The organism is Micromonospora sp. 067-2, from assembly GCF_046549295.1.
Taxonomy (GTDB): domain Bacteria; phylum Actinomycetota; class Actinomycetes; order Mycobacteriales; family Micromonosporaceae; genus Micromonospora.
Genome location: NZ_JAJPWB010000010.1, coordinates 145565 through 167816, shown reverse-complemented (window position 1 = coordinate 167816; position 22252 = coordinate 145565). Strand labels below are relative to the sequence as shown.

Below are 22252 nucleotides of genomic sequence, written 5' to 3'. Positions count from 1 at the left end.
AAAGTTTTTGGGTCTTCGAGCGGTCGGGCGACGTCGAGGAGTGCCTCACTCGAGGGTAGTGGGACCTCGGTGCGAGTCCGGCACGAAGGTACGCTGCGAGACATCGGATGTCCGGGAGGAGGCAGGGTGCCGGTCACCGACGAGGCGATCGACAAGATCAAGGCGATGATCGTCCAGGGGGAGCTGAGCCCGGGCTCCCGACTGCCCAGGGAGGCCGATCTGGCCGAGCGGCTCGGCCTCTCCCGCAACTCGTTGCGGGAAGCGGTGAAGGCGCTGTCGCTGATCCGGGTGCTGGACGTGCGGCAGGGTGACGGTACCTACGTGACGAGCCTGGAACCCGCCCTGCTGCTGGACGCCATCGGGTTCGTCGTCGACTTCCACCAGGACGACACCGTGCTGCAGTTCCTGGAGGTGCGCCGCGTTCTCGAGCCGGCCGCGACGGAGTTGGCCGCGATCCGGATGACCGACGGGGAGATCGTCGGCCTGCGGGCGATTCTCGCCGAGTTGGGGGAGGCGCCCACGGTGGAGGCGTTGGTGGCCAACGACCTCCGGTTCCACAATCACATCGCCGCCGGGGCCGGCAACACCGTGCTGTGCTCGTTGATCGACAGCCTTTCCGGGCCGACGGCGCGGGCGCGGATCTGGCGTGGCCTCACCCAGGAGGGGGCCGTGCGGCGCACCCGGGAGCAGCACGAGGCGATCTGCGAGGCGATCGAGGCGCGCCAACCCGAGGTGGCTCGGGCCTGGGCGACGGTGCACGTCGCCGGTGTCGAGCAGTGGCTCCGCAACGCGCTCGGCGGCCCCGGGCCGGCGTTGCCGCCGGCCTGACATCCCGGCCGCGTCCTGCCTCCTGGGCGCTACCGCATCGCGAAATCATCGGATGTCTTTCCTCTGATTCCTCCGCCTTCCCTTGAAACGGATTCGCAACTCGACTATAAAAACGGGGTAACAGATCCGATGTTTAGCCGGAGGTTGTGAGAGTGAAGCTGCTTCGAGTGGGGGCGATCGGCCAGGAACGACCGGCGGCGCTGGACGCCCAGGGCCGGCTTGTGGACCTCTCCGACCTGGTGGCCGAGATCGACGGGGCCTTCCTCTCCGGTGATGGTGTCGAGGCGGTGCGCAGCGCGCTCGAGGGTGGGCAACTGCCCCTGGTGACCGACCCGGCACCCCGGATCGGCGCGCCGATCGCCCGGCCCGGCAAGGTCGTGTGCATCGGGTTGAACTACTCCGACCACGCCGCGGAGACCGGTGCGCAACCGCCCGCGGAGCCGATCCTGTTCCTGAAGGCGCCGAACACGGTGGTCGGCCCCGACGACCAGGTGCTGCTTCCGCGGCGGAGTGTCAAGACCGACTGGGAGGTCGAACTCGCGGTCGTTCTCGGGCGCACCGCACGCTATCTGGACACTGACGAGGCCGCGCTGGCCTGCGTCGCCGGTTACGCCATCTCCAACGACCTGTCGGAACGAGAGTTCCAACTCGAACGCGGCGGCCAGTGGGACAAGGGCAAGTCCTGCGAGACGTTCAACCCGCTCGGCCCCTGGCTGGTCACCGCCGACGAGGTGCCCGACCCGCAGCAGCTGGGCCTGCGACTCAGCGTCAACGGCACCCGCCGACAGAACGGCAACACCAGGACGATGATCTTCGGTGTCGCCGGGGTGATCCGCTACGTGAGCCAGTTCATGGTCCTCGAACCGGGCGACGTCATCAACACGGGCACACCGGCCGGCGTCGCGCTCGGACAGCCGGAACCAAAGCCCTACCTGCGGCGCGGTGACGTCATCGAGCTCGAGATCGACGGCCTCGGCGCGCAACGCCAGACGGTGCAGGAGGCGGCATGACCGCGAGGATCGCCAGCCTACGGACGTACGACATCCGGTTCCCCACCTCCCGGGACCTGGACGGCTCCGACGCCATGAACCCGGACCCGGACTACTCGGCGTCGTACGTCGTACTCGGCACCGATCACCCGGACGGGCACGGGGGCCACGGCTTCGCCTTCACCATCGGCCGGGGCAACGACATCCAGACCACCGCGATCCGCGCCCTGGAGCCGTACGTCGATGCCAACCAGCGGTGGGACGTCGGTCAGGCGATCGCCTGGGTCCGGGAGCTCATCCACCCGGTGGTGATCCGCAACGGCAACTACCTGGCTCCCACCGCACCCGGGTTCAGCGCCGACCTCCGGCCGCAGACCCTGATCGACTACGCCTTCCCGGACGGTCCCGTGTGGGGGGAAGGGAAAGCGGCATGAGTGCCGAGTTCGCCGGCCTGCGCGCCGTCGTCACCGGGGGCGGTTCCGGCATCGGTCTCGCCACCGCTGTCCTGTTCGCCGAGCGGGGCGCTGCCGTCGCGTGCCTCGATCTGGACCCGTCGGGTGTGCCGGCCCCACTGCGCGGGATCGTCTGCGACGTCGCGGACGCGGATGCGGTGACCCGGGCGGTCGCCAGGGCGGCGCGTGACCTCGGCGGCATCGACGTGCTGGTCAACAACGCCGGTACCGGCGCACAGGGCACCATCGAGGCGAACACCGACGACGAGTGGCACCGCGTCCTCGACGTCAACGTGGTGGGCATCGTCCGCGTCACCCGGGCGGCCCTGCCGCACCTGCGGGCGTCGACCCACGCGGCCGTGGTCAACACCTGTTCGATCGCCGCCACCGCCGGCCTGCCCAGCCGCGCGCTCTACAGCGCCACCAAGGGTGCGGTGCAGGCGTTGACCCTCGCCATGGCCGCGGACCACGTCGCCGAGGGGATCAGGGTCAACTGCGTCAACCCCGGCACGGCCGACACCCCCTGGGTGCGCCGGCTGCTGGCCACCGCCGACGACCCGGCCGCCGAACTGGCGGCGCTGTGCGCACGTCAGCCCATCGGTCGGCTGGTTTCTGCCGCCGAGGTCGCGACCGCGATCGCCTACCTGGCCAGCCCGCTGGCCGCGTCCACCACCGGAACCGTGCTCGCCGTCGACGGCGGTCTGCACGGGCTCCGTCTGCGGCACTCCGCCGCTCCGACGCAGGACTGAGGAAACGATGCGGACTGAGCGGCTCGGCCGGTCATCGGTCCAGGTGACGGCCCTCGGCTTCGGTGCGGCCGGCATCGGCAACCTGTATCGGGCGATGGACGACGACACGGCCGACCGTGCCGTCGACGCCGCGTGGCAGGCCGGCATCCGCTTCTTCGACACCGCCCCGCACTACGGCCTCGGGCTGTCCGAGCGTCGGCTCGGTGCGGCGCTGGCGAAACGCCCCCGCGACGAGTTCACCGTCTCCACGAAGGTCGGCCGGCTGCTGGCGCCCGCGCCGGAAACCGCGCACCTGAGCGACGAGGCCGGATTTCACGTGCCCGCCGACCACACCCGGCGGTGGGACTTCAGCGCCGACGGCGTACGCCGGTCGTTGGAGTCCAGCCTCGAGCGTCTGCGCCTGGACCGGGTCGACGTCGTGCTGATCCACGATCCCGACGAGCACTGGCGCTCGGCTGTCGACGAGGCGTATCCGGCGCTGCACGAGCTGCGCGACCAGGGTGTCGTGGGCGCGATCGGGGTCGGCATGAACCAGTGGCAGATGCTCGAGCGGTTCGTGACCGAGACCGACGTCGACACCGTCCTGCTGGCCGGGCGGTACACGTTGCTGGACCAGTCGGCGGCGCCCAGTCTGCTGCCCCGGTGCCGGGACCGGGGGGTGTCCGTGCTGGCCGCCGGCGTGTTCAACAGCGGGGTGCTCGCCACCGACGACCCGGGCCGGATGTACGACTACCGGCAGATTCCCGAGGCAGTGCACGGCCGCGCGACCCGGATCGCCGAGGTGTGCCGATCGCACGGGGTCGCGCTGCCGCAGGCGGCTCTGGCCTTCACCGCGCGGCATCCGGCCGTCGCGTCCCTGGTAGTCGGCGCGCAGACCGCCGCGCAGATCACCCGCAACGTCGAGCTCGCGGGCGTGCCAGTGCCCGACGCGCTCTGGGCAGACCTCGCCGCCGAGGGGCTGGTGCGGCGGTGATCGTCGACGCCCCGCACCACCCCACCTCGCGCGGTGACCACGCGACGCCCCCTCCCACTCCTGTGGTCGTCGGCCACGGCGGTGCGCGGTCTGGGCTTCGATGCTGCGGTCCCGACCGGATCCGACCGCGGTCGCGGACGCGGTACAGCGGCTAGCCTGTGCGTATGCGAAGCGCAGCGCCCGGGAGCAACATCGATGGCTGACGCCGACGATGTCCGACACCTGGCGCTGACGCTTCCCCACGTGGTCGAGATCGACAGCGCGGGCTTCGACTTCCGGGTCGCCGACAAGGGGTTCGTCTGGTCCTACCCCGAGCGGAGACCCGGTCACCCGCGGGTCATCCGGACCGACATCGCGGTCCTGTACGTCGGTGACGAAGCCGAGAAGCAGGCCCTGCTGCTCGGAGAGCCCGACGTCTTCTTCACCACGCCCGCGTACCACGGCCTGCCGCTGGTGATGCTGCGGCTGGAGCGGGTGAACGTCGACCGACTGGGGGAACTCGTCACCGACGCGTGGCGCATGCGTGTGCCGGAGTCACTCGTCGGCGGGCAGTAGCACCGGCGACGCCTGGACCTCGGGGCGGCCTTCCGCTGGCCCGATCGGGGCGTGCGGCCCCAACGTCGGGGCCCGGTGGCTGGAGGGCGTGGACGGCTCGAACCACGAGCGTCACGGTGCGTCGACGACCTCGCGACCGAGCGGCCAGAACGCGGCCGGCACGAGCTTGAAGTTGGCGATGCCGAACGGAATCCCGATGATCGTGACGCAGAGGGCGATGCCGGCGACGATGTGCGACAGCGCGAGCCACCAGCCGGCCAGCACCACCCACAGCACGTTCGCCAGCCCGGAGCCCACGCCCGCGCCGGGCTTGGACACCAGCGTGCGGCCGAACGGCCACAACGAGTAGACGGCGAGACGCAGCGAGGCGATGCCGAAGGGGATGGTGATGACCAGGACGAAGCAGATCAACGCGGCGAAGCCGTAGCCGATCGCCAGCACGATGCCGCCACCAAAGATGAGCCACAGGACGTTGAGTACGAAGCGAATCACCCCTCCAGCATGAGCGACGCTCACCACCCGCCGGTGCCGGCCTCGGCCCGGCCGGTCGCGCCGATGTGGAGTCTGGGGAAGAACTCGTCGTCGGGGCGTGGGCGACGGAAGGGTCGGCGGGGTCCCCGCGTTGTCGACCGTTTGTTAGACTCGGCCATTGATGATCATGGTGGGGGAGACATGACTGGCGGCATGCCGGGCGGTGGCGGTGTGCTGGACCCGGACGGCGCGATGGATCGGGTCTCGGCCTGGAAGGGGCGCATCGACAAGCTGGCGGCCGACACCAAGGCCATGAGCGACCGCTACCAGCAGCTGCGGGTGACCGCGGCCGACGGCAACCGGTTGGTCGAGGTCACCGTCGATTCCGTCGGCGCGTTGGTCGACCTGCGGCTCAGTCGGCAGATTCAGCGGGTCGAGCCCGATGTCGTCGCCAGGACGATCATGAACACGATCCGCGAGGCCCGGGAGCAGGTGGCCGACCGTTCGCAGGAGATCATCGCCGAGACCGTGGGGACCGAGTCCGCGGCGGCGCGCGAGATCGCCGAGCGGGTCGGTCAGCAGTTGCGCGGTCCGCACCTGGACACGGAGATCGACGACGACCGCCGCTGGGGGCGAGCCTGATGGACGACGGGTTCGCGGTCGAGGCGGAGGAGATCCGTACGCACGCCCGCAACGTCGACGCGCTGGCGGAGCGTTTCGCTGCGGTCAAGGCCGCCAGCGCGCACATCGCGCAGGATGATGCGGCGTACGGGTTGCTGTGCGGCTGGATCTCCGCGGTTCTCGAGGGCAAGCACACCCGGCAGGATGAGCTGTTCGCCGAGGTGGAGGAGAATCTGCGGCTGGCCGCCACGGGCCTGCGCCAGACCGCGGACAGCTACGACGCGGTCGACGAGGACAACGCCACCCTGGTCAACGGGGTGGGAAGCCAGTTGAGCCGGTGAGGTCGGCGCGATGACCGACATGTCGCTGGTCGCCGACGTCACGTCGACCCGGGAGGTCTGGACCGGCGCCTCCCTCGCCGACAGCGTCGAGAGCCTTGTCGACGCGATCAGGAGTGAGGGCTGGGTCGACGATCTGCTGGCGGGTGCCGCGTTCGGGCTCGACGTCGCGGCGAGCGTACTGGACCCGTTCAGCGCGCTGCTCGCCAACGGTCTGGGCTGGGCGATGGAATACTTCGAGCCGCTGCGGGAGATGCTCGACCAGCTCACCGGCATGCCCGACGTGGTCCGTTCGCACGCCGCCACCTGGGACAACATGGCCACCGAGCTGCACAGCATGGCCAACGACCTGCGGTCGCGTCTCGATGCCGACCTGCCCCAGTGGTGGGGGCAGGCCGCGGTGGCCTACCACGGGTTGATGGACCACAACGTCGAGGCACTCGGCGGGCTCGGCGCTGTCTCCGCCGCGATGGCGGCGGCCACCGAGGGCGCCGGCAATCTGGTGGCCTTCACCCGCGACATCGTGCGCGATCTCATCGCCGACCTGGTGGCGCGCGTGGTCGTCTGGGCGGTCGAGGCCATCTTCGTCGTCACGATCCCCGTGGTCGCCGCGCAGATCGTGGCGGCCGTCGTCAAGTGGGCCGGTCGCATCCTCATGTACGTCGGTGCGCTGATCACCAGCCTGACCAACCTCACCCGCATCATGAACGGCTGAGGCGTCCATGGCGAAGCCCGGAAAACCCGGCGGCGGCAGCGGCGGCACGGGCAGCGGGGGTGGCGGCGGTGGCGGTGGCGGTGGCGGTGGCGGTGGAAAGCCTCCGAAGAGCTATGGCGGTATCAACGCGGGTAAGGGCATCTCCAGCGCGCAGCATGCCACCGGGCAGGCGTCGAAGCAGGGACACCCGCCCGGTGTCGCGGGCACGGGTCCCAACAGCTCCAAGCCGGCGAAGCCCACCCCGCCACCCGCGCCGACCAGACCGCCGACCTCCGACGGCATCCACCACAGTGACGCGTCGAGGAAGCACATCATCGAGGGCGACGGCGGCCGGCAGGGTGGTCACCTCGCGGGCAGCGGCTTCTCCAACAAGACGGAGTTCCCGCAGAGCTGGGACGAGGCGAAGATCCTCGACGCCGCGCACCAGGTGACGCAGCAGGGTCCGCCGTCAAAGGGGCCTTATCCGACGAAGGACGCGGATGGCAACCCGGCGTGGGCCTACGACTACGTCGGGGTGGTCGATGGTGTCGAGGTCAAGACGACCGTGCTCGCCGACGGTGAGATCCGTACGGCCTTCCCCCCGGACAGGTCGAACCCGGGCGTCATCAGCAACCCGGCAGCACCGAACCCCGCTCCGCAGGGAATCCCGAATGCCGTCCCGCCCCGTTACAGTAATCCGGCTGTCGGCGGTGACGGCAGTTGGACCTGGGAGGGCCCGAAGGGCAACCGGATCATCCGGGTGGTCGAGGACGCCAACGGCAACGTCACGACGACCGATCTGGGCGAGTACAAGAAGAAGTGAACATGATGGATGCGAAGACCTACGCGACGGTCACCGAGATGTGCCGGCGGCTCGCCGGCCGGCTGTCCGACGACGTTCTCGGCACGGTGCGTGAGAACTATGCCGCGGGCGAGTTCGACCTGGCCGACAGCACACTGCTGCTGAGCCTGGCGTACTACGGCGTCGGCGTCACCGTCGAGGAACAGGCCCTGCTGCGGTCCTTCCTCGGTGACCCCGACGGCCCCGACCTGGCCGAGGTGCCGATCATCGCCGACGTGCCGGCGCCTCCCTACCGGTTCAGCCCGACCGGTCCCGAGGATGCCCCCGACCCGACCCGGGCGGACGCTCTGCTGGCCGCCGACGCCCCGCGCCGACACGGTCGCGTCCTGCACCGCGCCTGGCGGGCCCCACTCGACGGCGCACCCGACGCGGCGGCGTGGTCGTACGTGTTGCAGGTGGCCGAGGGCACCGACGAGCTGTCGACGTACTCCGGCGTGATGGCGCAGCTGTGGATCTCGCTGAAGCAGAAGTGGCCAGTCGAGGTCGTCGCCGACAACTCGTCGCGGACGCCCTACCAGGACGCCGCCCTGGCCGGCGCGTCTCCGGTCTGGCGCGCCTGAGGCCCGGTCCCCGGCAGCTGCACGGCTCACGACCCGCCGCCCTCTCGACCGTCCGGTCGACGGGGACACCACGACCGTTGCACATACCGGTTATCTGTATATGCTTCTCGCTATGAGCGACAGCCCGCTCCGGGAGCCGACGTTCCTGGTGCTCACCGCACTGGCCGAGTCCCCCAAGCACGGCTATGCCGTCATCGAGGACGTTCTGCGCATCTCCGATGGCCGGGTGCGCCTGCGCGCCGGCACCCTCTATGCCGTCCTCGACCGGCTCCGCCTCGACGGCCTCATCGAGGTCGAGCGCGAAGAGGTGGTGCAGTCCCGGTTGCGCCGCTACTACCGGCTCACCGCACCGGGGGTGCGTCGGCTCGCGGACGAGGTCGCCCGCCTGCGCCACAACGCCGACGCCGCCAGCCTGCGGCTGCGCCGCGGCGGCCTGCGCACCGAGGGGGGAGCGGCGTGAGCGCCGACGACCTGGAGCGTCGATACCGGCGGCTGCTGGCCGTCTATCCGTGGGAGCACCGTCGGGCGTACGAGGACGAGATGCTTGCCGTCCTTGTCACCGGCGCTCGGCCGGGCCAGCGAAGGCCCGCCGCCGGTGACGTGCTCAATCTGGTCGGCGCGGGGTTGCGGGCTCGGCTGCGGGTGGGCGCACGGGGGTTCACCGAGTCGGCCTGGGCGGACGCGGCGGTCGTGACGGGCCTGCTGGTCGGGCTCGTCCTGCTCGCCCTTGCCGGGAAGTCGCTGCTCGACCAGATGATCCAGGATCCGAGTCTGCCGCCGGAGTTCGGGCCCGGTCACGCCGACCCCGTCGACTGGCTGCGGGTCGCCGGCTGGGCGGCCGTCTGCGTGGCCGCGTTGGTCGGGCTGCGCCGGGTGGCCGCCGGGCTGGCCTGGGCCGGCGTGGTCGGCTGGGGCGTACTGGTCGCGCCGCAGGCCGCCGACAGCCCGACGTACGTGGTGCAGGCGCTGCCGCAGTTCGCGCTCGCCGTCGTGGCGGCCGCCGCGCTGACCGTGCCGGTGCCGCGTCACCGGTTGCTAGCGGTGCTGGGTGTACGCCGGTTGGCGGCGCTCCTGCTCGCGCCGGCCGCGGCGGTCGGGTTGTTGGAGGTCAACCGGGTGACCAGTCCCATCTTCGACGCTGACGACGGTGGCTCCTACCAGGTCCTCTATGACCTCCAGGCCAGCAGCGAGCTGGTCATCTGGCTCTACGTCGCTGGTCTGGCGGCCGCCGGTCTGGCCCTGCTGGTCGCTCTGGCCACCCTCGGCCCGGAGATACGCCGGCGGATTGTCGTCATGCTCCTGCCGGTCGCCGCGCTCGCCTTGGTGATCGACAGTGCCCTGGCCGGCTGGTTCACCTCCACCATGCACATGGGACACGCCATCCCTCTGGTGCCAGCGCAGTGGGCGGTGCTGATTCTCGTCCCTCCGGTGACGTTCCTGGCCGGGGCACTGCTCGTCCGTCGCCGGGAGGAGACGCTGCGCATGGTCGCCCTCGGTCGGGCGGCCGATCGCGAGCTGCCGGCGGGTCGGTAGACGCGAGGGCGGTCAGTCGTCGGCGACGGCCACCGGCTCCGAGCCGATGCAGCGCACCTTCAACTCGTACTCGCCGGCCGACCCCTCGAACGTGACCTCGACATCGTCGTCCGGGCCCCGATCCACGTCTCTGACCCGGTAGCCCTGCGCGGGTGCCCAGGAGACGAGGCGTACCCCGCCGACACCGCACTCGGCCACGGCCGTGCCGCCTCCCGTGGCGAGAACCCGGCGGACCCCGGAGCCGGCACTCGGCGCGGCGCTCGACGTGGCCGGCAGGGCCGACCCGGCACTGGGCCTGCCGCCGGGCGTCGGCTCGGGCGCGGCGAGCGCCCGTTCGATCTGCGCCTCGCTGCGCACCCCACCGGGGGTGCCGGTGATGCTCTCGCCCACCAAGCGGATCGCGCCCAACCCGATCAGGGTGGCCACGGCGGCGGTGGCCAGCCAGCCGGTGGCGACGAGGATCGAACGACGGCCCATCCGCCCACTATCCCCGATCCAGGGTTGGGGCCGGCACATCCGGACGCTAAGGCACGGTTAACGCCGGCCCCGGCCCTGGCCGCACCGGTTAGCCTGCCTGCTGTGGCGCGCCTACTGCTCATCGAGGACGATCTGACGATCCGTACGCCGCTGATCCGGGCGTTGCGGGAACGCGGGCACGCGGTGGCCGCGGCCTCGACCGCGATGGCCGGGCTGCGGGACGCGCTGGAGGACCGGCCCGACCTCGTCGTCCTCGACCTGGGCCTGCCCGACCTGGACGGGCGCGAGTTGCTGCGGATGCTGCGCGCGGTCAGCTCGGTGCCGGTGATCGTGGCCACGGCGCGCGACGACGAGGCCGAGATCGTCCGGGTGCTCGACGCGGGCGCCGACGACTACGTGGTCAAGCCGTTCACCGCGGCACAGCTCGACGCCCGCGCGCGGGCGGTGCTGCGACGGGGACCCTCCGGGGTCGGTGCCCGGGCCCCGTCGCTCGTCGTCGGCGGCCTGCGGATCGACCCCCGCGCCCGGCAGGTCACCCTGGACGGGGTGACGGTCGAGCTGACGCCCCGGGAGTTCGACCTGCTGCACCACCTCGCCGGCCGGCCCGGTCAGGTGGTCACCAAACGTGAGCTGCTCACCGAGGTCTGGCAGATCCCGTACGGCGGCGCCGACAAGACCGTCGACGTGCACCTGTCCTGGCTGCGCCGAAAGCTGGGTGAGAGCGCCCAGCAGCCCCGCTACCTGCACACCGTGCGCGGTGTCGGGGTGCGACTGGAGGCACCGGGGGAGCAGCGGTGAGGGCGCGTCTCACGTTGCTGGTCGCTGCGGTCAGCGTGCTCACCCTGATCGCGTTCCTGGTGCCGCTGGCACTGCTGGTGCGCACCGTCGCCGAGGACCGGGCGACCGTCCGGGCCACCGCCGACGCGCAGAGCCTGGTGCCGGTGGTCGGCACCGCCGACGCGGCGACCATCCGACTCACCGTCGAGCAGCTCGCCGCGGAGTCCGGTCGACCGGTGAGCGTCTTCCTGCCGGACGGCACGGTGCTCGGCGCCCTGGCACCCCGTACGCCCGCCGTGGCCCTGGCCTCGCGGGGGCAGAGCCTCACCGGGGAGTCGGCGGCCGGCCGGGAGGTGGTCATCGCGGTGCAGGGCCGGGCGGACGGAACCGGGGTGATCCGGACCGTGGTCCCGCGCCACGAGTTGACCAGCGGGGTGACCCGGGCCTGGGTGGTGCTGGCCCTGCTCGGTGTGGTCCTGGTGCTGATCGGGCTGGCCGTCGCCGACCGGCTGGCGCGCACCCTGGTCCGGCCGATCAGCGACCTCTCCGCCGTGTCGCACCGGCTGGCGAACGCCGAGCTGGACGCCCGGGTCACCCCGGCCGGCCCGGCGGAGCTGCGCGAGGTCGCCGGCGCGCTCAACCACCTGGCCGGTCGGATCCAGGTGCTCCTGGCGCAGGAGCGCGAGCAGGTCGCCGACCTGTCGCACCGTCTGCGGACGCCGTTGACGGCGCTGCGGCTGGAGGCGGAGTCGCTGCGGGACCCGGACGACGCGGTCCGGATCACCGCCGCCGCCGACGGCCTCGAACGGGCGGTCACCGGGTTGATCCGGCAGGCCCGGTGGCGCCGCGCACCGGTGGCGGGACCGGTCGCCTCGGACGCGGCGGGGATCGTCGCCGACCGGGTCGCGTTCTGGTCGGTGCTGGCCGAGGACACCGGCCGGGCGCTGACCCTCGACCTGGCCCCCGGCCCGCTCCTCGTCGGTGTGCCCGCCGACGACCTGATCGCCGCCGTGGACGCCCTGCTCGGCAACGTCTTCGCGCACACCCCGGACGGCACGGCGTTCGCCGTCCTGCTCGCCCTGGATGCGGGCGAGGTGCTGCTCACCGTCGCCGACGAGGGGCCGGGAGTGCCGGGAGGAGCGGTCCGCCGGGGTGCCAGCCCGGCCGGGTCGACCGGCCTCGGCCTGGACATCGCCCGGCGTGCCGCGCAGGCGGCCGGAGGACGGTTGGAGCTGCGTACCGGGTCGGAGGGCGGGGCGCGGGTGCTGCTCCGGCTTGGACCGCCGGCGACGCCCGGGGCGACAGGCGGTGGGGCCGCGCCCGCCGAGGACGGCTTAACCCGCCCTTAGCGTTCGGACAGCGCGCCACTATCCCGTTGTGGCCGATCCTCGGGAACAACCGAGGAAAGGTGGACACCGATGAAGCGCAACTCTCTGCTCCTGGCGTCGGTCGGCGGGGCGGCGGTGCTGGCGGTGGCCGGGGTCGCCGTGGGCGTCAACGCCGCCGACGGGGCGCGGGCCGGCGGTACGACACTCGCCGCCGCGACCGTCGCCCCGACGGCCACGGACGCGCCGGACGACAGCGCCACCAGTGGAACGACCCCGACGCCGGACAGCGGTGCTCCGTCGAGCGGTGCTCCGTCGAGCGGTACGCCGTCGAGCGGCGGTTCGCCGGCGGGTGGGGCGGTCGACCAGCAGCGCGCCGGCGAGATCGCCCTCGCCAGGGTCGGCGGCGGACAGATCGTCGAGGTCGAGGCCGAGCAGGAGCACGGCCGGCCGGTCTGGAGCGTCGAGATCGTCGCCGGCGGCATCGAGCACGAGGTGGACGTCGACCGGGAGAACGGCACGGTGGTCAAGGCCGAGCAGGAGCCGGTCGACGACGACGGTGACGACCGGAATGACGACGATGACGACGACAGGTCCGGCGACGACGACTGATCGCCGGGTGCCGCCGCCCGCCCCGGTGCAACCGTGGCGGGCGGCGGCACGACAGCGTCCCTCAGACGCTCGGCACGCGTTCCTTCGGGATCGCCGGCTCCTCCTGGTCGAACTGGGTCCGGTACAACTCCTGGTACCGGCCACCGGCGGCGAGCAGGTCGTTGTGTCGCCCGCGTTCGACGATGCGCCCGTCCTCGACGACGAGGATCTGGTCGGCCGCGCGGATGGTGGACAGCCGGTGCGCGATCACCACGCTGGTCCGACCGGCCAGGGCTTCGGCGAGGGCGTCCTGCACGGCGGCTTCCGAGGTGGAGTCGAGATGTGCGGTGGCCTCGTCGAGGATGACCACACGGGGACGGGCCAGCAGCAGCCGTGCGATGGTGAGCCGTTGCCGTTCCCCGCCCGACAGTCGGTACCCGCGTTCACCGACGACGGTGTCGAGCCCGTCCGGAAGTGAGCGGACGAGGGCATCCAACCGGGCTCGCCGCAGGACGTCCCACAGCTCGTCCTCGGTCGCGTCCGGCCAGGCGAACACCAGGTTGGCGCGGATGCTCTCGTGGAACAGGTGGCCGTCCTGGGTCACCACCCCGAGCGCCGTCCGGATCGACGCGGCCGACAGGTCGCGTACGTCCACGTCGGCGAGCCGTACCGCGCCGTCCTCGACGTCGTACAGGCGCGGTACGAGTTGGGCGATCGTGGACTTGCCCGCTCCGGAGGAGCCGACGAGGGCGATCATCTGCCCCGCCTCGGCGCGGAACGAGACGCCGTGCAGCACCTCCTCGCCGCCGCGCGAATCGAGTTTCGCCACGTCTTCCAGCGACGCGAGCGACACCTTGTCGGCCGACGGGTAGCCGAACCGTACCGCGTCGAACTCCACGGCGACCGGCCCGTCGGGCAGCGGCCGGGCGTCGGGGGAGTCGAGGATCAGCGGCTTGAGGTCGAGGACCTCGAACACCCGCTCGAAGCTCACCAGCGCACTCATCACCTCGACACGGGCGCTGGCCAGCGACGTCAGCGGCGCGTAGAGGCGCGACAGGAGCAGCGCGAGCGCGACCACGGTGCCCGCGTCGAGGCTGCCCCGCAGGGCGTAGATGCCGCCCAGCCCGTAGACCAGTGCCAGCGCCAGCGAGCCGACGACGGTGAGCGCGGTGATGAACAGCCACTGGAGCATCGCGGTGCGGATGCCGATGTCGCGTACCCGTCGTGCCCGCGCCGCGAACTCGGCGGACTCCTCGGCCGGCCGCCCGTACAGCTTCACCAGCGTGGCGCCGGGCGCGGAGAAGCGTTCGGTCATCCGGGTACCCATGGCCGCGTTGTGCTCGGCCGCCTCGCGCTGCAACCGGGCGAGCCTCGAACCCATCCGGCGGGCGGGGAGGACGAAGATGGGCAGCAGTACCAGCGCCAGCAGTGTGATCTGCCACGAGAAGCTGAGCATGACCGCCAGCGTCAGGATCAGCGTGACGGTGTTGCCGACCACACTCGACAGGGTGTCGCTGAAGGCCCGCTGCGCCCCGATCACGTCGTTGTTCAGGCGGCTGACCAGCGCGCCGGTGCGGGTCCGGGTGAAGAACGCCACCGGCATGCGCTGAACGTGGTCGAAGACGGCTGTCCGCAGTTGGACGATCAGCCCCTCGCCGATGCTGGCGGACAGGAATCGCGTCACCAGGCCCAGACCCGCCTCGGCCAGGGCGATCACGGCGATCAGCACCGCCAACCGGATCACGACGCCGCTGTCGGCGCCGTCGACGATCGCCTCGACCACCCGACCGGCGAGCACCGGCGCCGCGACCGTGAGGACCGCCGTCACCACGCTCAACAGCAGGAACCGCATGATCGCGGTACGGTGCGGCCGCGCGAACGGCCCGATGCGTTTCAGGGTGGCCCGGGACAGTGGTCGTTCGTCCTGCGCGTTCATCGCGTGGCGCAGGGACATCCACGCGGTAACTTCCATGCTCATGCCGTACCTCCGCGAAGGAGGCTAGAACCTCGTGCGGGGTTGAGGTCAAGACGCCGCGCGGCAGGCATAGGCGGTGCGCCGTCGGGTAGCTGTCGTTCATGGTGCGGTATACGAAGCCCGACCTCAGAGAGCAGATCAAGGAAGAGATCACGGCATCCGACAAGGGCGGTAAGAAGGGGCAGTGGTCGGCACGCAAGGCGCAACTGGTCACCCAGGAGTACAAGCGACGCGGTGGGGGATTCGAGGGCCCCAAGGACGAGCGGCAGAAGTCCCTGCAGCGGTGGGGCAACGAGAAGTGGCAGACCAAGGAGGGCGACACCCGGGCACGCCACGGTGACACGACGAGTCGGTACCTGCCCAAGAAGGCCTGGGAAAAGTTGTCCGACGACGAGAAGCGCGCGACCGACACCAAGAAGCGCGAGGCGTCACGGACCGGCAAGCAGTACATCGCCAACACCGGCCCCGCCAAGCGGGCGCGCAGTGACGTCACCTCGGCCGGGCAGCTGTCGGACCTGTCGGTCGCCGAGGCGGCCAAGCATGTCCGCGGCCTCGACACGCGACAGCTGAAGGTCGCCCTGCGCAACGAACGCGACGGCAAGGCTCGCAAGACGCTCATCCAGCGGCTCGAGGCGGAACTCAACCGACGCTGAGACCGCCGGGCGCCGCCCGTCGCCGTCCGCCGAGCAGGGATCTAGCCGATGCGGAACTGCTGGCCGTAGACGGCGAACACCAACGGCGTGTTCAGGTTGAGGTTGCCGTTGGTGAGAAAGACCCGCTGGGCGGTGTCGACGCGCGACGTGTCGGAGTGGGCCTCCTCCTTCTTCATCTCGACGACCCGCTCGTCGAGAAACGCGTTCAGCCAGGCCCGCTCGTCGCCGCCCTGCGCCGGGGGCTTCGCCCGGGTGAGGGCCCGGCTGCGGATCTGACGCATGCCCTCGTACCCGTGCATGACCGCGGCGTCGTAGTAGGCGAACTGGCCGAGCGCCCGGACCTGGTCGTTCTTGCCGTCGCGTACCGAAGGGTTGAAGTAGACCCGGTCCCGCTCGGCTTCCTGGGTGGCCCGGAACGTCGTGTCGTTGGCCGCGGCCCGCCAGTCGCGGGGGAAGTTGGGGTCGAGGCCCGCGTGCGAGGGGGTGCCGTCGACGGCGCGCAGCGCCGGCAGGTACGCGGCCAGCACGTTGCCCGGCTTGGTGCGGGTGTACGCCTCGACGAGTTGCAGCATGTCGCCGGTGCCGGAGCAGAAGCCGATGATGCCGGCGGTGTAGCCCCGGCCGTCGCCGATGTCCTCGATGTAGGAGAACTGCGCCCGCCAGTCGAGCGAGGAGTTCTCCGCCGCCGAGACGAGCTGCATGGCGACGTCCTTCTTCGCCGGGTCGTCGAGGTTGGCGCCGGCCGGGGTGGTGGGCGTGGGGGTGGGCGTGCCGCCGCCGGGCAGGGTCCAGCGCTGGTTGGTGGCGCCGGAGCAGCTCCAGATCTGCAGGCGGGCGCCGTTGGCCGTGCTCCGGTCGGTGACGTCGAGGCACCTGCCGGAGCCGGTGTTGACCAGTGAACCGTTGCTGGGCGTCCACTTCTGGGCGGCGGTGTTGTTGCAGTCGTACAGCTGCACCTTGGCGCCATTGGCGGTCGAGGCGGCGGTGACGTCGAGGCACTTGCCGAGTGCCCGGACGGTGTTGTCGGCGTTGCCGACCGTCCACGTCTGGGCCGCGCTGCCGTTGCAGTCGTACAGCTGGACGGGTGTGCCGTTGGCCGGGTTGGCGCCGGCGACGTCGACGCACCTGCCACCGAGGCCGGTGATCGGGCCGGCGGTCGCGGCGCTGGCCGGCGGCAGGCCGTAGCCGACCGCCGCGACGCCGATCAGCAGCGCGCCCACGGCGTAGGCGGCTGTCCTGGTGCGGACCATGATGCTCCTCGGGGAAGGGGCGGCGTGCCGCCGGCCGGGTGGTGGCCCCCGTGCGGCGGATCGGCCCGGGTGGGCGCCGCGAGCATCAGGAAACTCTGTTAACAAATAGCAGTACGTCTATTCATGTGTCAATCCGTGACAGTTGCCGGCTCGGCTCGCGTCAGCGCAGCCCGGCGAAGAGGTCGTCCTCGGGTAGCGGCGCGTCGGTGGTGTCACGGACGCGGACGAACGTCTCCACGCCCATCAGTTCGGTGAACCGTTCCTGGCCCAGTTGCAGGAAGAAGATGTTCTCGGTCTGGCTGGCGTGCGCGGCCAACGCCTCGAACTTCTGCGGGCCGTAGCTGCGCGTGTCGACCCAGGTGCTGATCTCGTCGTCCGGCAGGCCGAGCTGCGGCGTCGACTCGTCCAGGTCGTCCCACTCGACGCCAAGTTCCTGCATGACCCGGCCGAACTCGGCGAACGCCGTGCTCGGCACGGTGGTCCAGTAGACCTTCGCGGGGATGTCCGACTTCGCGACAGCGGCCATGGTGATCCGGTGAGCCTGGATGTGGTCCGGGTGGCCGTAGAACCCGTTCTCGTCGTACGTGACGATGACGTCCGGCCGGTACTGCCGGATCAGTTCCGCCAGCCGGTCCGCCGCCTCGTCCACCGGCGTCGTCCAGAACGAGCCGGGCTGCTCGTTGGTCGGCCAGCCCATCATCCCCGAGTCGGCGTAACCGAGAGTTTCCAGGTGGGTGACCTTCAGCGCCGCGCAGCTGACCTCCAGTTCGGTGTGACGCATCGCGACCACGGCGGCGGGGTCGTGCCCCGGGTCGCCGGGCTTGACGCCACCGGGGCCATCGCCGCATCGCCCGTCGGTGCAGGTGACAAGGACCGTCGTGATCCCCTCCGCCGCGTAGCGGGCGAGGACGCCGCCGGTGCTCGTCGCCTCGTCGTCGGGGTGGGCGTGTACCGCCATCAGGGTCAGGGATCGCTCAGCCATGCCCTCACCCTACGAGGGCCGCCGCCGTCGACCGCCGCCGTATCCGGCAGTCCGCCCAATTCAGTCTCGGGTGGCAGCCGCCTCCCCCTTGAGATCGTCGAACCGACCGCCACTGAACCGGTCAGATTGGCCGGTGTCACGCTCAGGTTCAGCTCGGCCAGGTTGCCGGCGGCCTCGGCCTGGAGTGTCGTCAGGTGGGCGAGCAGCGCCGGGCGGTCGAGCCGGTACTCCGCGAGGAGACGAAGCTTCGCCGCCGAGCAGGGCCAGGCGATGCCGCACGTCCCGCAGCGCCACGTCGGACGGGCGGGTCGGTGGTCGGACCTTCGGCGGGTCATCGGGGCACCCGCACCGGATTCCGGCGGACGGGTCGTCGGGCAGCCGGCCGAGCAGGCGAGGAAGCAGATGCTTTCAGCCGTCCCTGGTTCCGGGCCTGTTGCAGACGGAGAGCTACGGTCGCGCGGTCATCCGCTGTGACGACACGTTGAGCGATGGCGAGGTCGAGAAGCGGCTCGCGAACCGGATCGACCGACAGGCGATCCTGACAAAGGCGAACGCGCCGCAGTTCATCGCCGTCATCGCCGAGGGGGTCTTACGCCGCGCCGGTGCAAAGTTCCGCGACATCATGGCGGGGCAGGCAAAGCAGTTGACCACCCTCGCGGAGCGGCCGAACATCAGCGTTCACGTGTTGCCGGACGAGGTCAGCATGCACGTCGGTCTGACCGGGCCGTTCAGCCTGGCGCGCCTGCCCGACCACAAGTGGGTGGGGCAGATGGAAAACCAGCTCGGCGGAGTGGTCGTGGACCGCGACGTCGATGTGGATACTCTCGTGTCGAGGTGGGAGACGGTGCGCAACGAAGCGTTGCCCCGCCGCCAGTCGGTCGAGCTGATGAGGGAAGTGGTGACGTCATGGACCTGATCGGCGCTACGTGGCGTAAGTCGACGCGGAGCGGCTCCGGCGGCGGCGACTGTGTCGAGGTTGCGAGCAACCTGCCCGGCGTCGTCGGCGTACGGGACTCGAAGGATCCGGCAGGGCCGGCGCTGGTCTTCGAGCCGGCGTCCTGGCGGGCGTTCGTCTCCGAGGTCGCCGGCCGGCCGTAACCCATCCCAGAGCGCGCGAAAGCGCCCGTCCCCAACCTGGAGACGGGCGCTTCGCTGTGCGAGATTCGTCAGCCCACCACCGACCGCAGGGGCACCTTTGCGTCGCGTAGCGCGCGTACCAGACCACTCAGGAACGGGTGTTCGTCGGCCTGGAGTCCCTGCGGGTTGGGGATCACCAGGTAGGCCGAACCGCCCGTCGTCGACGCCTGTGCGCCCCGGGTGAAACGTTCGACGATCGCGCGGGTACGCGGCAGGTCGGTCGCCGCCACCTCGATCCTGATCGGCCGCCATCCGCCGCCCAGGTCCGGTGTCACCGGCGCGGCCGCGGCGCTGGCGCGCGCCGCGTCGACCCCGGGCGAGCGCCGGGCGTCCGGCGCGGTGGTCGCGCCCGACCCCGGGTAGAGCAGCGCGTTGGCCACCAGGTGCAGACCATTCTCGTTGTACGCCCGGAAGAGCGGGTTGAACGCGAACAGCACCGCCCGACCGGCGCCCGTCGGTTCGTCGACCACGGCCGCCGTCCCCCTCAGGGCGTCCGCGCCGACGGTGTAGCCGTTGGCCCAGAACGTGTCACCCGTCGGGTAGCTGAGCACGTTGGCCCCGGTCGTGCTCGGATTGAGGATCGGGTCGCTGTTGTTGAACTCGAAGTCCTCCGCCGGGCGGCCCAGAGCGACCGGGCTGGCCTGGTCGACGTCGACCCGCAGGTGTGAGCCGATCACCAGGTAGTCGGCCGGCTTGGTCTTCTCGGTGGTGGAGGTGAGCCCGGCCGCGCGGGCCACCCGGGTGCCCTCGTTGCGCAACCCGACGTACGTGTGGCCCTGGGCGATCCAGGCGCGCAGGTTGGCCTGCCCGGCAGCGGTCAGACCGCCGGTCGGGCTGCTGCCGTCCGGCACCAGCAGCACCGTACGTCCGGTGAACGCCCCGGTGTTGTCGTTGATGTCGGCCGTGGTGACCGGGGTGAGGCTCAGCCCCCACCGCTTGCCGAGCACGTACCGGGCCTCGCCGTGGGAGCCCGACGTGGTGGAGATGCCGGTGCCCTGGAAGAGCCCCACGTCCGGACGTTCGAGTCGCGTGCCGGTGGCCCGCCCGCCCGGGGTCAGGGTCACCCCGAACGATTGGGCCAACTCGTCGACGGCACGGCTGAGCCGGGTCGCGGGCAGTGCGACCGCGCTGGTCTGCGGGTTGCGCACGAGCGGCACACCGCGGCCGAGCAGCGCGAAGGTGAGCTCCGCGGCCGCCGCGGAGTCCAGCGGGTACGTGTACGAGCCCCAGGGCCACGCCGGTGCGGTGCGGCCGCCGGAGATTTTCCGGACCAGCTGGGCCTTCGGCCGGACGTTGTCCGCGGTGTAGATGGTGGACACGCCCATCAGCAGCGGGTTGCTCCAGGACGACACGTCGTAGAAGTAGGGGAAGGGGACGTACGGGTCCTCACCCATGATCGCCTGGATCCAGTGCTTCTGCGGCTGGTCCATGGGGATCCAGTACGCGCCCCTGGGAACTGTCACGTTGGTGGCCGTCCGCCCGCCGAAGACCCGCGCGGTCGGCACCCGGGTCGGCCTCTGCACCTCGTACACCTCGACGTCCATCCGGCGCAGCCGCTCCACGAGCTGACGGACGTCGGCGAGCTGCCGGTCGGGCAGCAGGAAGTACGAGCGGACCGTGATGTCCGGCACCGGGAACTGGACCTCGTTGGTGGGCTGGACCACCTCGTTCGGCTCCAGCGTGCCCGCCCGGCCCTGCGCCAGCGCGTCGGTCCAGATGGTGAAGTAGCCGGTCAGCACCTCACGCTTGTGCGCGGCGGCCCAGCCGAGCGTCGCCCACTGGGTGTTGAACTGCTGCTGGACCCGGTCGGGCACCGCCGACGCGCTGCCCTTCTCGTAGGTCATGCCGGCAGCGCCGAAGCCGGTGGTCGGCACGGTGTCGCCGTAACCCATGAAGAACATGTCGTACGTGTCGTAGTTGAAGTAGCACTCGGTGGTGACGGTCTCGTCGCAGGCACCGTTGAAGCCGAAGCCGGCCTTGTTGGCCTCGCCGATCCGGTTGATCCAGTCCACCGCCTCACCGGCGATCTCGTGGTGGATGGGGTCGGCGTTGGGTGGGAAGAAGTACTGCCGGCCGCCCATCTCGTGGGCGTCGACGAAGACCTGCGGCGGGTAGCGGCGCAGCAGTTCGAGCTTGCCGTCGGTCTCCTGCTGGGTGCGGGCGAACCAGTCCCGGTTCATGTCGAACCCGAACTCGTTCTGCCGACGGGTGGCGTCGCGTCCATCCGGGTTCTGTGTCGGAACGATGATGGTGACCAGGTTGTCGTTGCGCTGGGCGACCTCGCAGGACAGGCCGGCGGCCAACTCGTACAGCGTCTTGAGCGCGGCGTCGGTGCCGCTCTTCTCGCCGCCGTGCACGTTCGCGGTGACCCAGACGATGGCCGGGCTGTCCTTCGCGGTCCGGGCAGCCGTCCTCGGGCTGGTCCGGCGGGGATCGCGCAGGTCGCGGACGTCGTCGGCGATCCTGCGCAGCGTGGACGGCCGCACATTGCGCTCGTTGGAGACCACCGCGTACGGCAGCGGCTGGCCGAGCACGCTGGTCGCCATGACGCCGGTGACGACCCGGTCGGAGGCGCGGTCCACGGCTGCGAGGTATCCCCGGACCTCGTCGTTGGTGACGACCCGGACCTGCCCCACCCCGAGCGGGAAACCGAGCACGGCCTCCGGCGTGGGCACCGTGCTCAACCGGGCGGCCGGGTCGTTGCTGCAGGTGGAGGGGCGGGTGGCGCTCGCGGCCGTGCCGCTGAGCAGGGGAGTCATGCCGAGGAGCAGCGTGATCGCGGCGGCGCTGGCCAACCGCCTCGGAGGGACCATCCGGAACGGACGCATCGATCGGGCCATGTCTCGTGTTTCCCTTCTCGGGAAAAGCCTCGCAATGGCCGGAGCCTATGAATCGTCGATGTCCCGGTCAAGGTCTGATCGACCATCGTGATTGTCCGGGGCTGCCCGGGCTGACGATGGCTGGCAGGATGACCGTGTGGGATTTTCCTCGCCCGGAAGGAGGAGACGTTGCCCGCGTCTCAGGAGACGATCACGCTCTCGGTCCATCCGGATGTTCCCGCCGGCGATACTCGACGGTCGCTGGCGTCGTGGCTGCGCAACGAGGACCGGCTCCGTGCAGGGGTGACCGCCGCGCCCGCCGCAGGGTCGACGGCGTCACCCGACGAGATGCCCGGGAGTGTGACGGACGTGCTGGTGGTGGCCGTTGGCGATGGCGGCGCCGTCCTGGTGCTGGTCCAGGCGATCGCCGGCTGGCTGGCCCACCGCCGCGAGGACGTGACGGTGCGACTCACCGGACCGGACGGCTGGTCGGCCGAACTGGACGTCCACCAGGCCCGCGACATGGACCAGGTGACGGCGCTCATCGAGGCCGCGATACGCGCCGTGGCACCGCCGCAGGAATAGGACGGCCCGCCGCCGACCGGAAACTACGGTCGGCGACGGGCCTGTCGAGCGGCGGT

26 protein-coding genes are annotated in these 22252 nt (G+C 71.1%); 20 read left to right on the top strand and 6 right to left on the bottom strand.

Features of this window, described 5'->3' with window-relative positions; all coding sequences use genetic code 11:
* The first annotated feature begins 126 nt into the window (after positions 1-126).
* From ACLJN9_RS24140 to ACLJN9_RS24115, 6 genes are all read left to right on the top strand, one after another.
* On the top strand, positions 127-828 hold the full coding sequence (locus ACLJN9_RS24140; protein WP_410813803.1) for a FadR/GntR family transcriptional regulator: 702 nt from the start codon (positions 127-129) through the stop codon (positions 826-828).
* A 152-nt stretch (positions 829-980) separates the two neighbouring features.
* Entirely contained in the window at positions 981-1838 is an 858-nt protein-coding gene (locus ACLJN9_RS24135; protein WP_410813802.1) for a fumarylacetoacetate hydrolase family protein, read from the top strand.
* Positions 1835-2251: a hypothetical protein gene (locus ACLJN9_RS24130; protein WP_410813801.1), complete on the top strand. Its 417-nt coding sequence runs from the start codon at positions 1835-1837 to the stop codon at positions 2249-2251. The genes ACLJN9_RS24135 and ACLJN9_RS24130 overlap by 4 nt, the downstream gene beginning before the upstream one ends.
* Positions 2248-3018 (top strand): SDR family NAD(P)-dependent oxidoreductase, encoded by a 771-nt coding sequence (locus ACLJN9_RS24125; RefSeq protein WP_410813800.1) that lies wholly within the window; start codon positions 2248-2250, stop codon positions 3016-3018. Before ACLJN9_RS24130 ends, ACLJN9_RS24125 begins: the two co-directional genes overlap by 4 nt.
* A 7-nt stretch (positions 3019-3025) precedes the next feature.
* A complete protein-coding gene (locus ACLJN9_RS24120; protein WP_410813799.1) occupies positions 3026-3991 on the top strand; it encodes an aldo/keto reductase in 966 nt (321 codons plus the stop codon).
* A gap of 195 nt (positions 3992-4186) precedes the next feature.
* Positions 4187-4546: an MmcQ/YjbR family DNA-binding protein gene (locus ACLJN9_RS24115; RefSeq protein ID WP_410813798.1), complete on the top strand. Its 360-nt coding sequence runs from the start codon at positions 4187-4189 to the stop codon at positions 4544-4546.
* Between the two features lie 111 nt (positions 4547-4657).
* On the opposite strand, the gene ACLJN9_RS24110 is transcribed toward ACLJN9_RS24115, so the two are convergent.
* A complete protein-coding gene (locus ACLJN9_RS24110; RefSeq protein WP_410813797.1) occupies positions 4658-5038 on the bottom strand; it encodes a YccF domain-containing protein in 381 nt (126 codons plus the stop codon).
* 180 nt (positions 5039-5218) lie between these two features.
* Here ACLJN9_RS24110 and ACLJN9_RS24105 point away from each other — a divergent pair, with 180 nt between their 5' ends.
* The 7 genes from ACLJN9_RS24105 to ACLJN9_RS24075 all read left to right on the top strand — a co-directional run bounded on the left by ACLJN9_RS24105 (position 5219) and on the right by ACLJN9_RS24075 (position 9625).
* On the top strand, positions 5219-5659 hold the full coding sequence (locus ACLJN9_RS24105; protein ID WP_410813796.1) for a YbaB/EbfC family nucleoid-associated protein: 441 nt from the start codon (positions 5219-5221) through the stop codon (positions 5657-5659).
* Positions 5659-5979, top strand: coding sequence for a type VII secretion target (locus tag ACLJN9_RS24100; RefSeq protein ID WP_410813795.1), 321 nt, complete (start codon positions 5659-5661; stop codon positions 5977-5979). Before ACLJN9_RS24105 ends, ACLJN9_RS24100 begins: the two co-directional genes overlap by 1 nt.
* Positions 5980-5989: 10 nt before the next feature.
* The gene (locus tag ACLJN9_RS24095; protein ID WP_410813793.1) at positions 5990-6691 is read left to right on the top strand and encodes a WXG100 family type VII secretion target; all 702 of its coding nucleotides are present in this window, start codon (positions 5990-5992) and stop codon (positions 6689-6691) included.
* A gap of 7 nt (positions 6692-6698) precedes the next feature.
* On the top strand, positions 6699-7493 hold the full coding sequence (locus tag ACLJN9_RS24090; protein ID WP_410813792.1) for an EndoU domain-containing protein: 795 nt from the start codon (positions 6699-6701) through the stop codon (positions 7491-7493).
* Positions 7494-7495: 2 nt separating this feature from the next.
* Positions 7496-8092 (top strand): hypothetical protein, encoded by a 597-nt coding sequence (locus tag ACLJN9_RS24085; RefSeq protein ID WP_410813791.1) that lies wholly within the window; start codon positions 7496-7498, stop codon positions 8090-8092.
* Between the two features lie 112 nt (positions 8093-8204).
* Positions 8205-8552, top strand: a complete 348-nt coding sequence (locus tag ACLJN9_RS24080; RefSeq protein WP_410813790.1) for a PadR family transcriptional regulator — start codon at positions 8205-8207, stop codon at positions 8550-8552.
* Entirely contained in the window at positions 8549-9625 is a 1077-nt protein-coding gene (locus ACLJN9_RS24075; RefSeq protein ID WP_410813789.1) for a hypothetical protein, read from the top strand. Before ACLJN9_RS24080 ends, ACLJN9_RS24075 begins: the two co-directional genes overlap by 4 nt.
* 12 nt (positions 9626-9637) lie before the next feature.
* On the opposite strand, the gene ACLJN9_RS24070 is transcribed toward ACLJN9_RS24075, so the two are convergent.
* The gene (locus ACLJN9_RS24070; RefSeq protein WP_410813788.1) at positions 9638-10102 is read right to left on the bottom strand and encodes a septum formation initiator; all 465 of its coding nucleotides are present in this window, start codon (positions 10100-10102) and stop codon (positions 9638-9640) included.
* A 102-nt stretch (positions 10103-10204) separates the two neighbouring features.
* Between ACLJN9_RS24070 and ACLJN9_RS24065 the strand changes: the two genes are divergently transcribed.
* The 3 genes from ACLJN9_RS24065 to ACLJN9_RS24055 all read left to right on the top strand — a co-directional run bounded on the left by ACLJN9_RS24065 (position 10205) and on the right by ACLJN9_RS24055 (position 12816).
* The gene (locus ACLJN9_RS24065) at positions 10205-10900 is read left to right on the top strand and encodes a response regulator transcription factor (protein ID WP_410813787.1); all 696 of its coding nucleotides are present in this window, start codon (positions 10205-10207) and stop codon (positions 10898-10900) included.
* A complete protein-coding gene (locus ACLJN9_RS24060; protein WP_410813786.1) occupies positions 10897-12228 on the top strand; it encodes a HAMP domain-containing protein in 1332 nt (443 codons plus the stop codon). The genes ACLJN9_RS24065 and ACLJN9_RS24060 overlap by 4 nt, the downstream gene beginning before the upstream one ends.
* Before the next feature lie 69 nt (positions 12229-12297).
* Positions 12298-12816: a PepSY domain-containing protein gene (locus tag ACLJN9_RS24055; protein ID WP_410813785.1), complete on the top strand. Its 519-nt coding sequence runs from the start codon at positions 12298-12300 to the stop codon at positions 12814-12816.
* A 61-nt stretch (positions 12817-12877) separates the two neighbouring features.
* Here the strand turns inward: ACLJN9_RS24055 and ACLJN9_RS24050 are convergent, their stop codons facing one another.
* Positions 12878-14773: an ABC transporter ATP-binding protein gene (locus ACLJN9_RS24050; RefSeq protein ID WP_410813784.1), complete on the bottom strand. Its 1896-nt coding sequence runs from the start codon at positions 14771-14773 to the stop codon at positions 12878-12880.
* A 98-nt stretch (positions 14774-14871) separates the two neighbouring features.
* On the opposite strand from ACLJN9_RS24050, the gene ACLJN9_RS24045 reads away from it, so the two are divergent.
* The gene (locus tag ACLJN9_RS24045) at positions 14872-15423 is read left to right on the top strand and encodes a hypothetical protein (RefSeq protein WP_410813783.1); all 552 of its coding nucleotides are present in this window, start codon (positions 14872-14874) and stop codon (positions 15421-15423) included.
* A gap of 41 nt (positions 15424-15464) precedes the next feature.
* On the opposite strand, the gene ACLJN9_RS24040 is transcribed toward ACLJN9_RS24045, so the two are convergent.
* Together ACLJN9_RS24040 and ACLJN9_RS24035 are read right to left on the bottom strand one after the other, a co-directional pair.
* The gene (locus tag ACLJN9_RS24040; RefSeq protein ID WP_410813781.1) at positions 15465-16673 is read right to left on the bottom strand and encodes a chitosanase; all 1209 of its coding nucleotides are present in this window, start codon (positions 16671-16673) and stop codon (positions 15465-15467) included.
* Between the two features lie 160 nt (positions 16674-16833).
* Complete coding sequence (locus ACLJN9_RS24035) at positions 16834-17655, bottom strand: PIG-L family deacetylase (RefSeq protein ID WP_410813780.1); 822 nt, start codon at positions 17653-17655, stop codon at positions 16834-16836.
* On the opposite strand from ACLJN9_RS24035, the gene ACLJN9_RS24030 reads away from it, so the two are divergent.
* Both ACLJN9_RS24030 and ACLJN9_RS24025 read left to right on the top strand, forming a co-directional pair.
* Positions 17654-18571: a DUF5753 domain-containing protein gene (locus ACLJN9_RS24030; RefSeq protein ID WP_410813779.1), complete on the top strand. Its 918-nt coding sequence runs from the start codon at positions 17654-17656 to the stop codon at positions 18569-18571. The genes ACLJN9_RS24035 and ACLJN9_RS24030 overlap by 2 nt on opposite strands.
* Entirely contained in the window at positions 18562-18753 is a 192-nt protein-coding gene (locus ACLJN9_RS24025; protein ID WP_410813778.1) for a DUF397 domain-containing protein, read from the top strand. Before ACLJN9_RS24030 ends, ACLJN9_RS24025 begins: the two co-directional genes overlap by 10 nt.
* Before the next feature lie 68 nt (positions 18754-18821).
* Here the strand turns inward: ACLJN9_RS24025 and ACLJN9_RS24020 are convergent, their stop codons facing one another.
* Complete coding sequence (locus tag ACLJN9_RS24020) at positions 18822-21632, bottom strand: M14 family zinc carboxypeptidase (protein WP_410813777.1); 2811 nt, start codon at positions 21630-21632, stop codon at positions 18822-18824.
* Between the two features lie 168 nt (positions 21633-21800).
* On the opposite strand from ACLJN9_RS24020, the gene ACLJN9_RS24015 reads away from it, so the two are divergent.
* Positions 21801-22196, top strand: coding sequence for an effector-associated constant component EACC1 (locus tag ACLJN9_RS24015; protein WP_410813776.1), 396 nt, complete (start codon positions 21801-21803; stop codon positions 22194-22196).
* Positions 22197-22252 lie beyond the last annotated feature (56 nt).

Coding starts and splice junctions, on each gene's coding strand:
- ACLJN9_RS24055 (WP_410813785.1), top strand. CDS start 12,298: ATGAAGCGCAACTCTCTGCTCCTGGCGTCGGTCGGCGGGGCGGCGGTG.
- ACLJN9_RS24115 (WP_410813798.1), top strand. CDS start 4,187: ATGGCTGACGCCGACGATGTCCGACACCTGGCGCTGACGCTTCCCCAC.
- ACLJN9_RS24120 (WP_410813799.1), top strand. CDS start 3,026: ATGCGGACTGAGCGGCTCGGCCGGTCATCGGTCCAGGTGACGGCCCTC.
- ACLJN9_RS24025 (WP_410813778.1), top strand. CDS start 18,562: ATGGACCTGATCGGCGCTACGTGGCGTAAGTCGACGCGGAGCGGCTCC.
- ACLJN9_RS24030 (WP_410813779.1), top strand. CDS start 17,654: ATGCCCTCACCCTACGAGGGCCGCCGCCGTCGACCGCCGCCGTATCCG.
- ACLJN9_RS24085 (WP_410813791.1), top strand. CDS start 7,496: ATGATGGATGCGAAGACCTACGCGACGGTCACCGAGATGTGCCGGCGG.
- ACLJN9_RS24080 (WP_410813790.1), top strand. CDS start 8,205: ATGAGCGACAGCCCGCTCCGGGAGCCGACGTTCCTGGTGCTCACCGCA.
- ACLJN9_RS24090 (WP_410813792.1), top strand. CDS start 6,699: ATGGCGAAGCCCGGAAAACCCGGCGGCGGCAGCGGCGGCACGGGCAGC.
- ACLJN9_RS24045 (WP_410813783.1), top strand. CDS start 14,872: ATGGTGCGGTATACGAAGCCCGACCTCAGAGAGCAGATCAAGGAAGAG.
- ACLJN9_RS24040 (WP_410813781.1), bottom strand. CDS start 16,673: ATGGTCCGCACCAGGACAGCCGCCTACGCCGTGGGCGCGCTGCTGATC.
- ACLJN9_RS24125 (WP_410813800.1), top strand. CDS start 2,248: ATGAGTGCCGAGTTCGCCGGCCTGCGCGCCGTCGTCACCGGGGGCGGT.
- ACLJN9_RS24035 (WP_410813780.1), bottom strand. CDS start 17,655: ATGGCTGAGCGATCCCTGACCCTGATGGCGGTACACGCCCACCCCGAC.
- ACLJN9_RS24020 (WP_410813777.1), bottom strand. CDS start 21,632: ATGGCCCGATCGATGCGTCCGTTCCGGATGGTCCCTCCGAGGCGGTTG.
- ACLJN9_RS24050 (WP_410813784.1), bottom strand. CDS start 14,773: ATGAGCATGGAAGTTACCGCGTGGATGTCCCTGCGCCACGCGATGAAC.
- ACLJN9_RS24105 (WP_410813796.1), top strand. CDS start 5,219: ATGACTGGCGGCATGCCGGGCGGTGGCGGTGTGCTGGACCCGGACGGC.
- ACLJN9_RS24100 (WP_410813795.1), top strand. CDS start 5,659: ATGGACGACGGGTTCGCGGTCGAGGCGGAGGAGATCCGTACGCACGCC.
- ACLJN9_RS24070 (WP_410813788.1), bottom strand. CDS start 10,102: ATGGGCCGTCGTTCGATCCTCGTCGCCACCGGCTGGCTGGCCACCGCC.
- ACLJN9_RS24130 (WP_410813801.1), top strand. CDS start 1,835: ATGACCGCGAGGATCGCCAGCCTACGGACGTACGACATCCGGTTCCCC.
- ACLJN9_RS24095 (WP_410813793.1), top strand. CDS start 5,990: ATGACCGACATGTCGCTGGTCGCCGACGTCACGTCGACCCGGGAGGTC.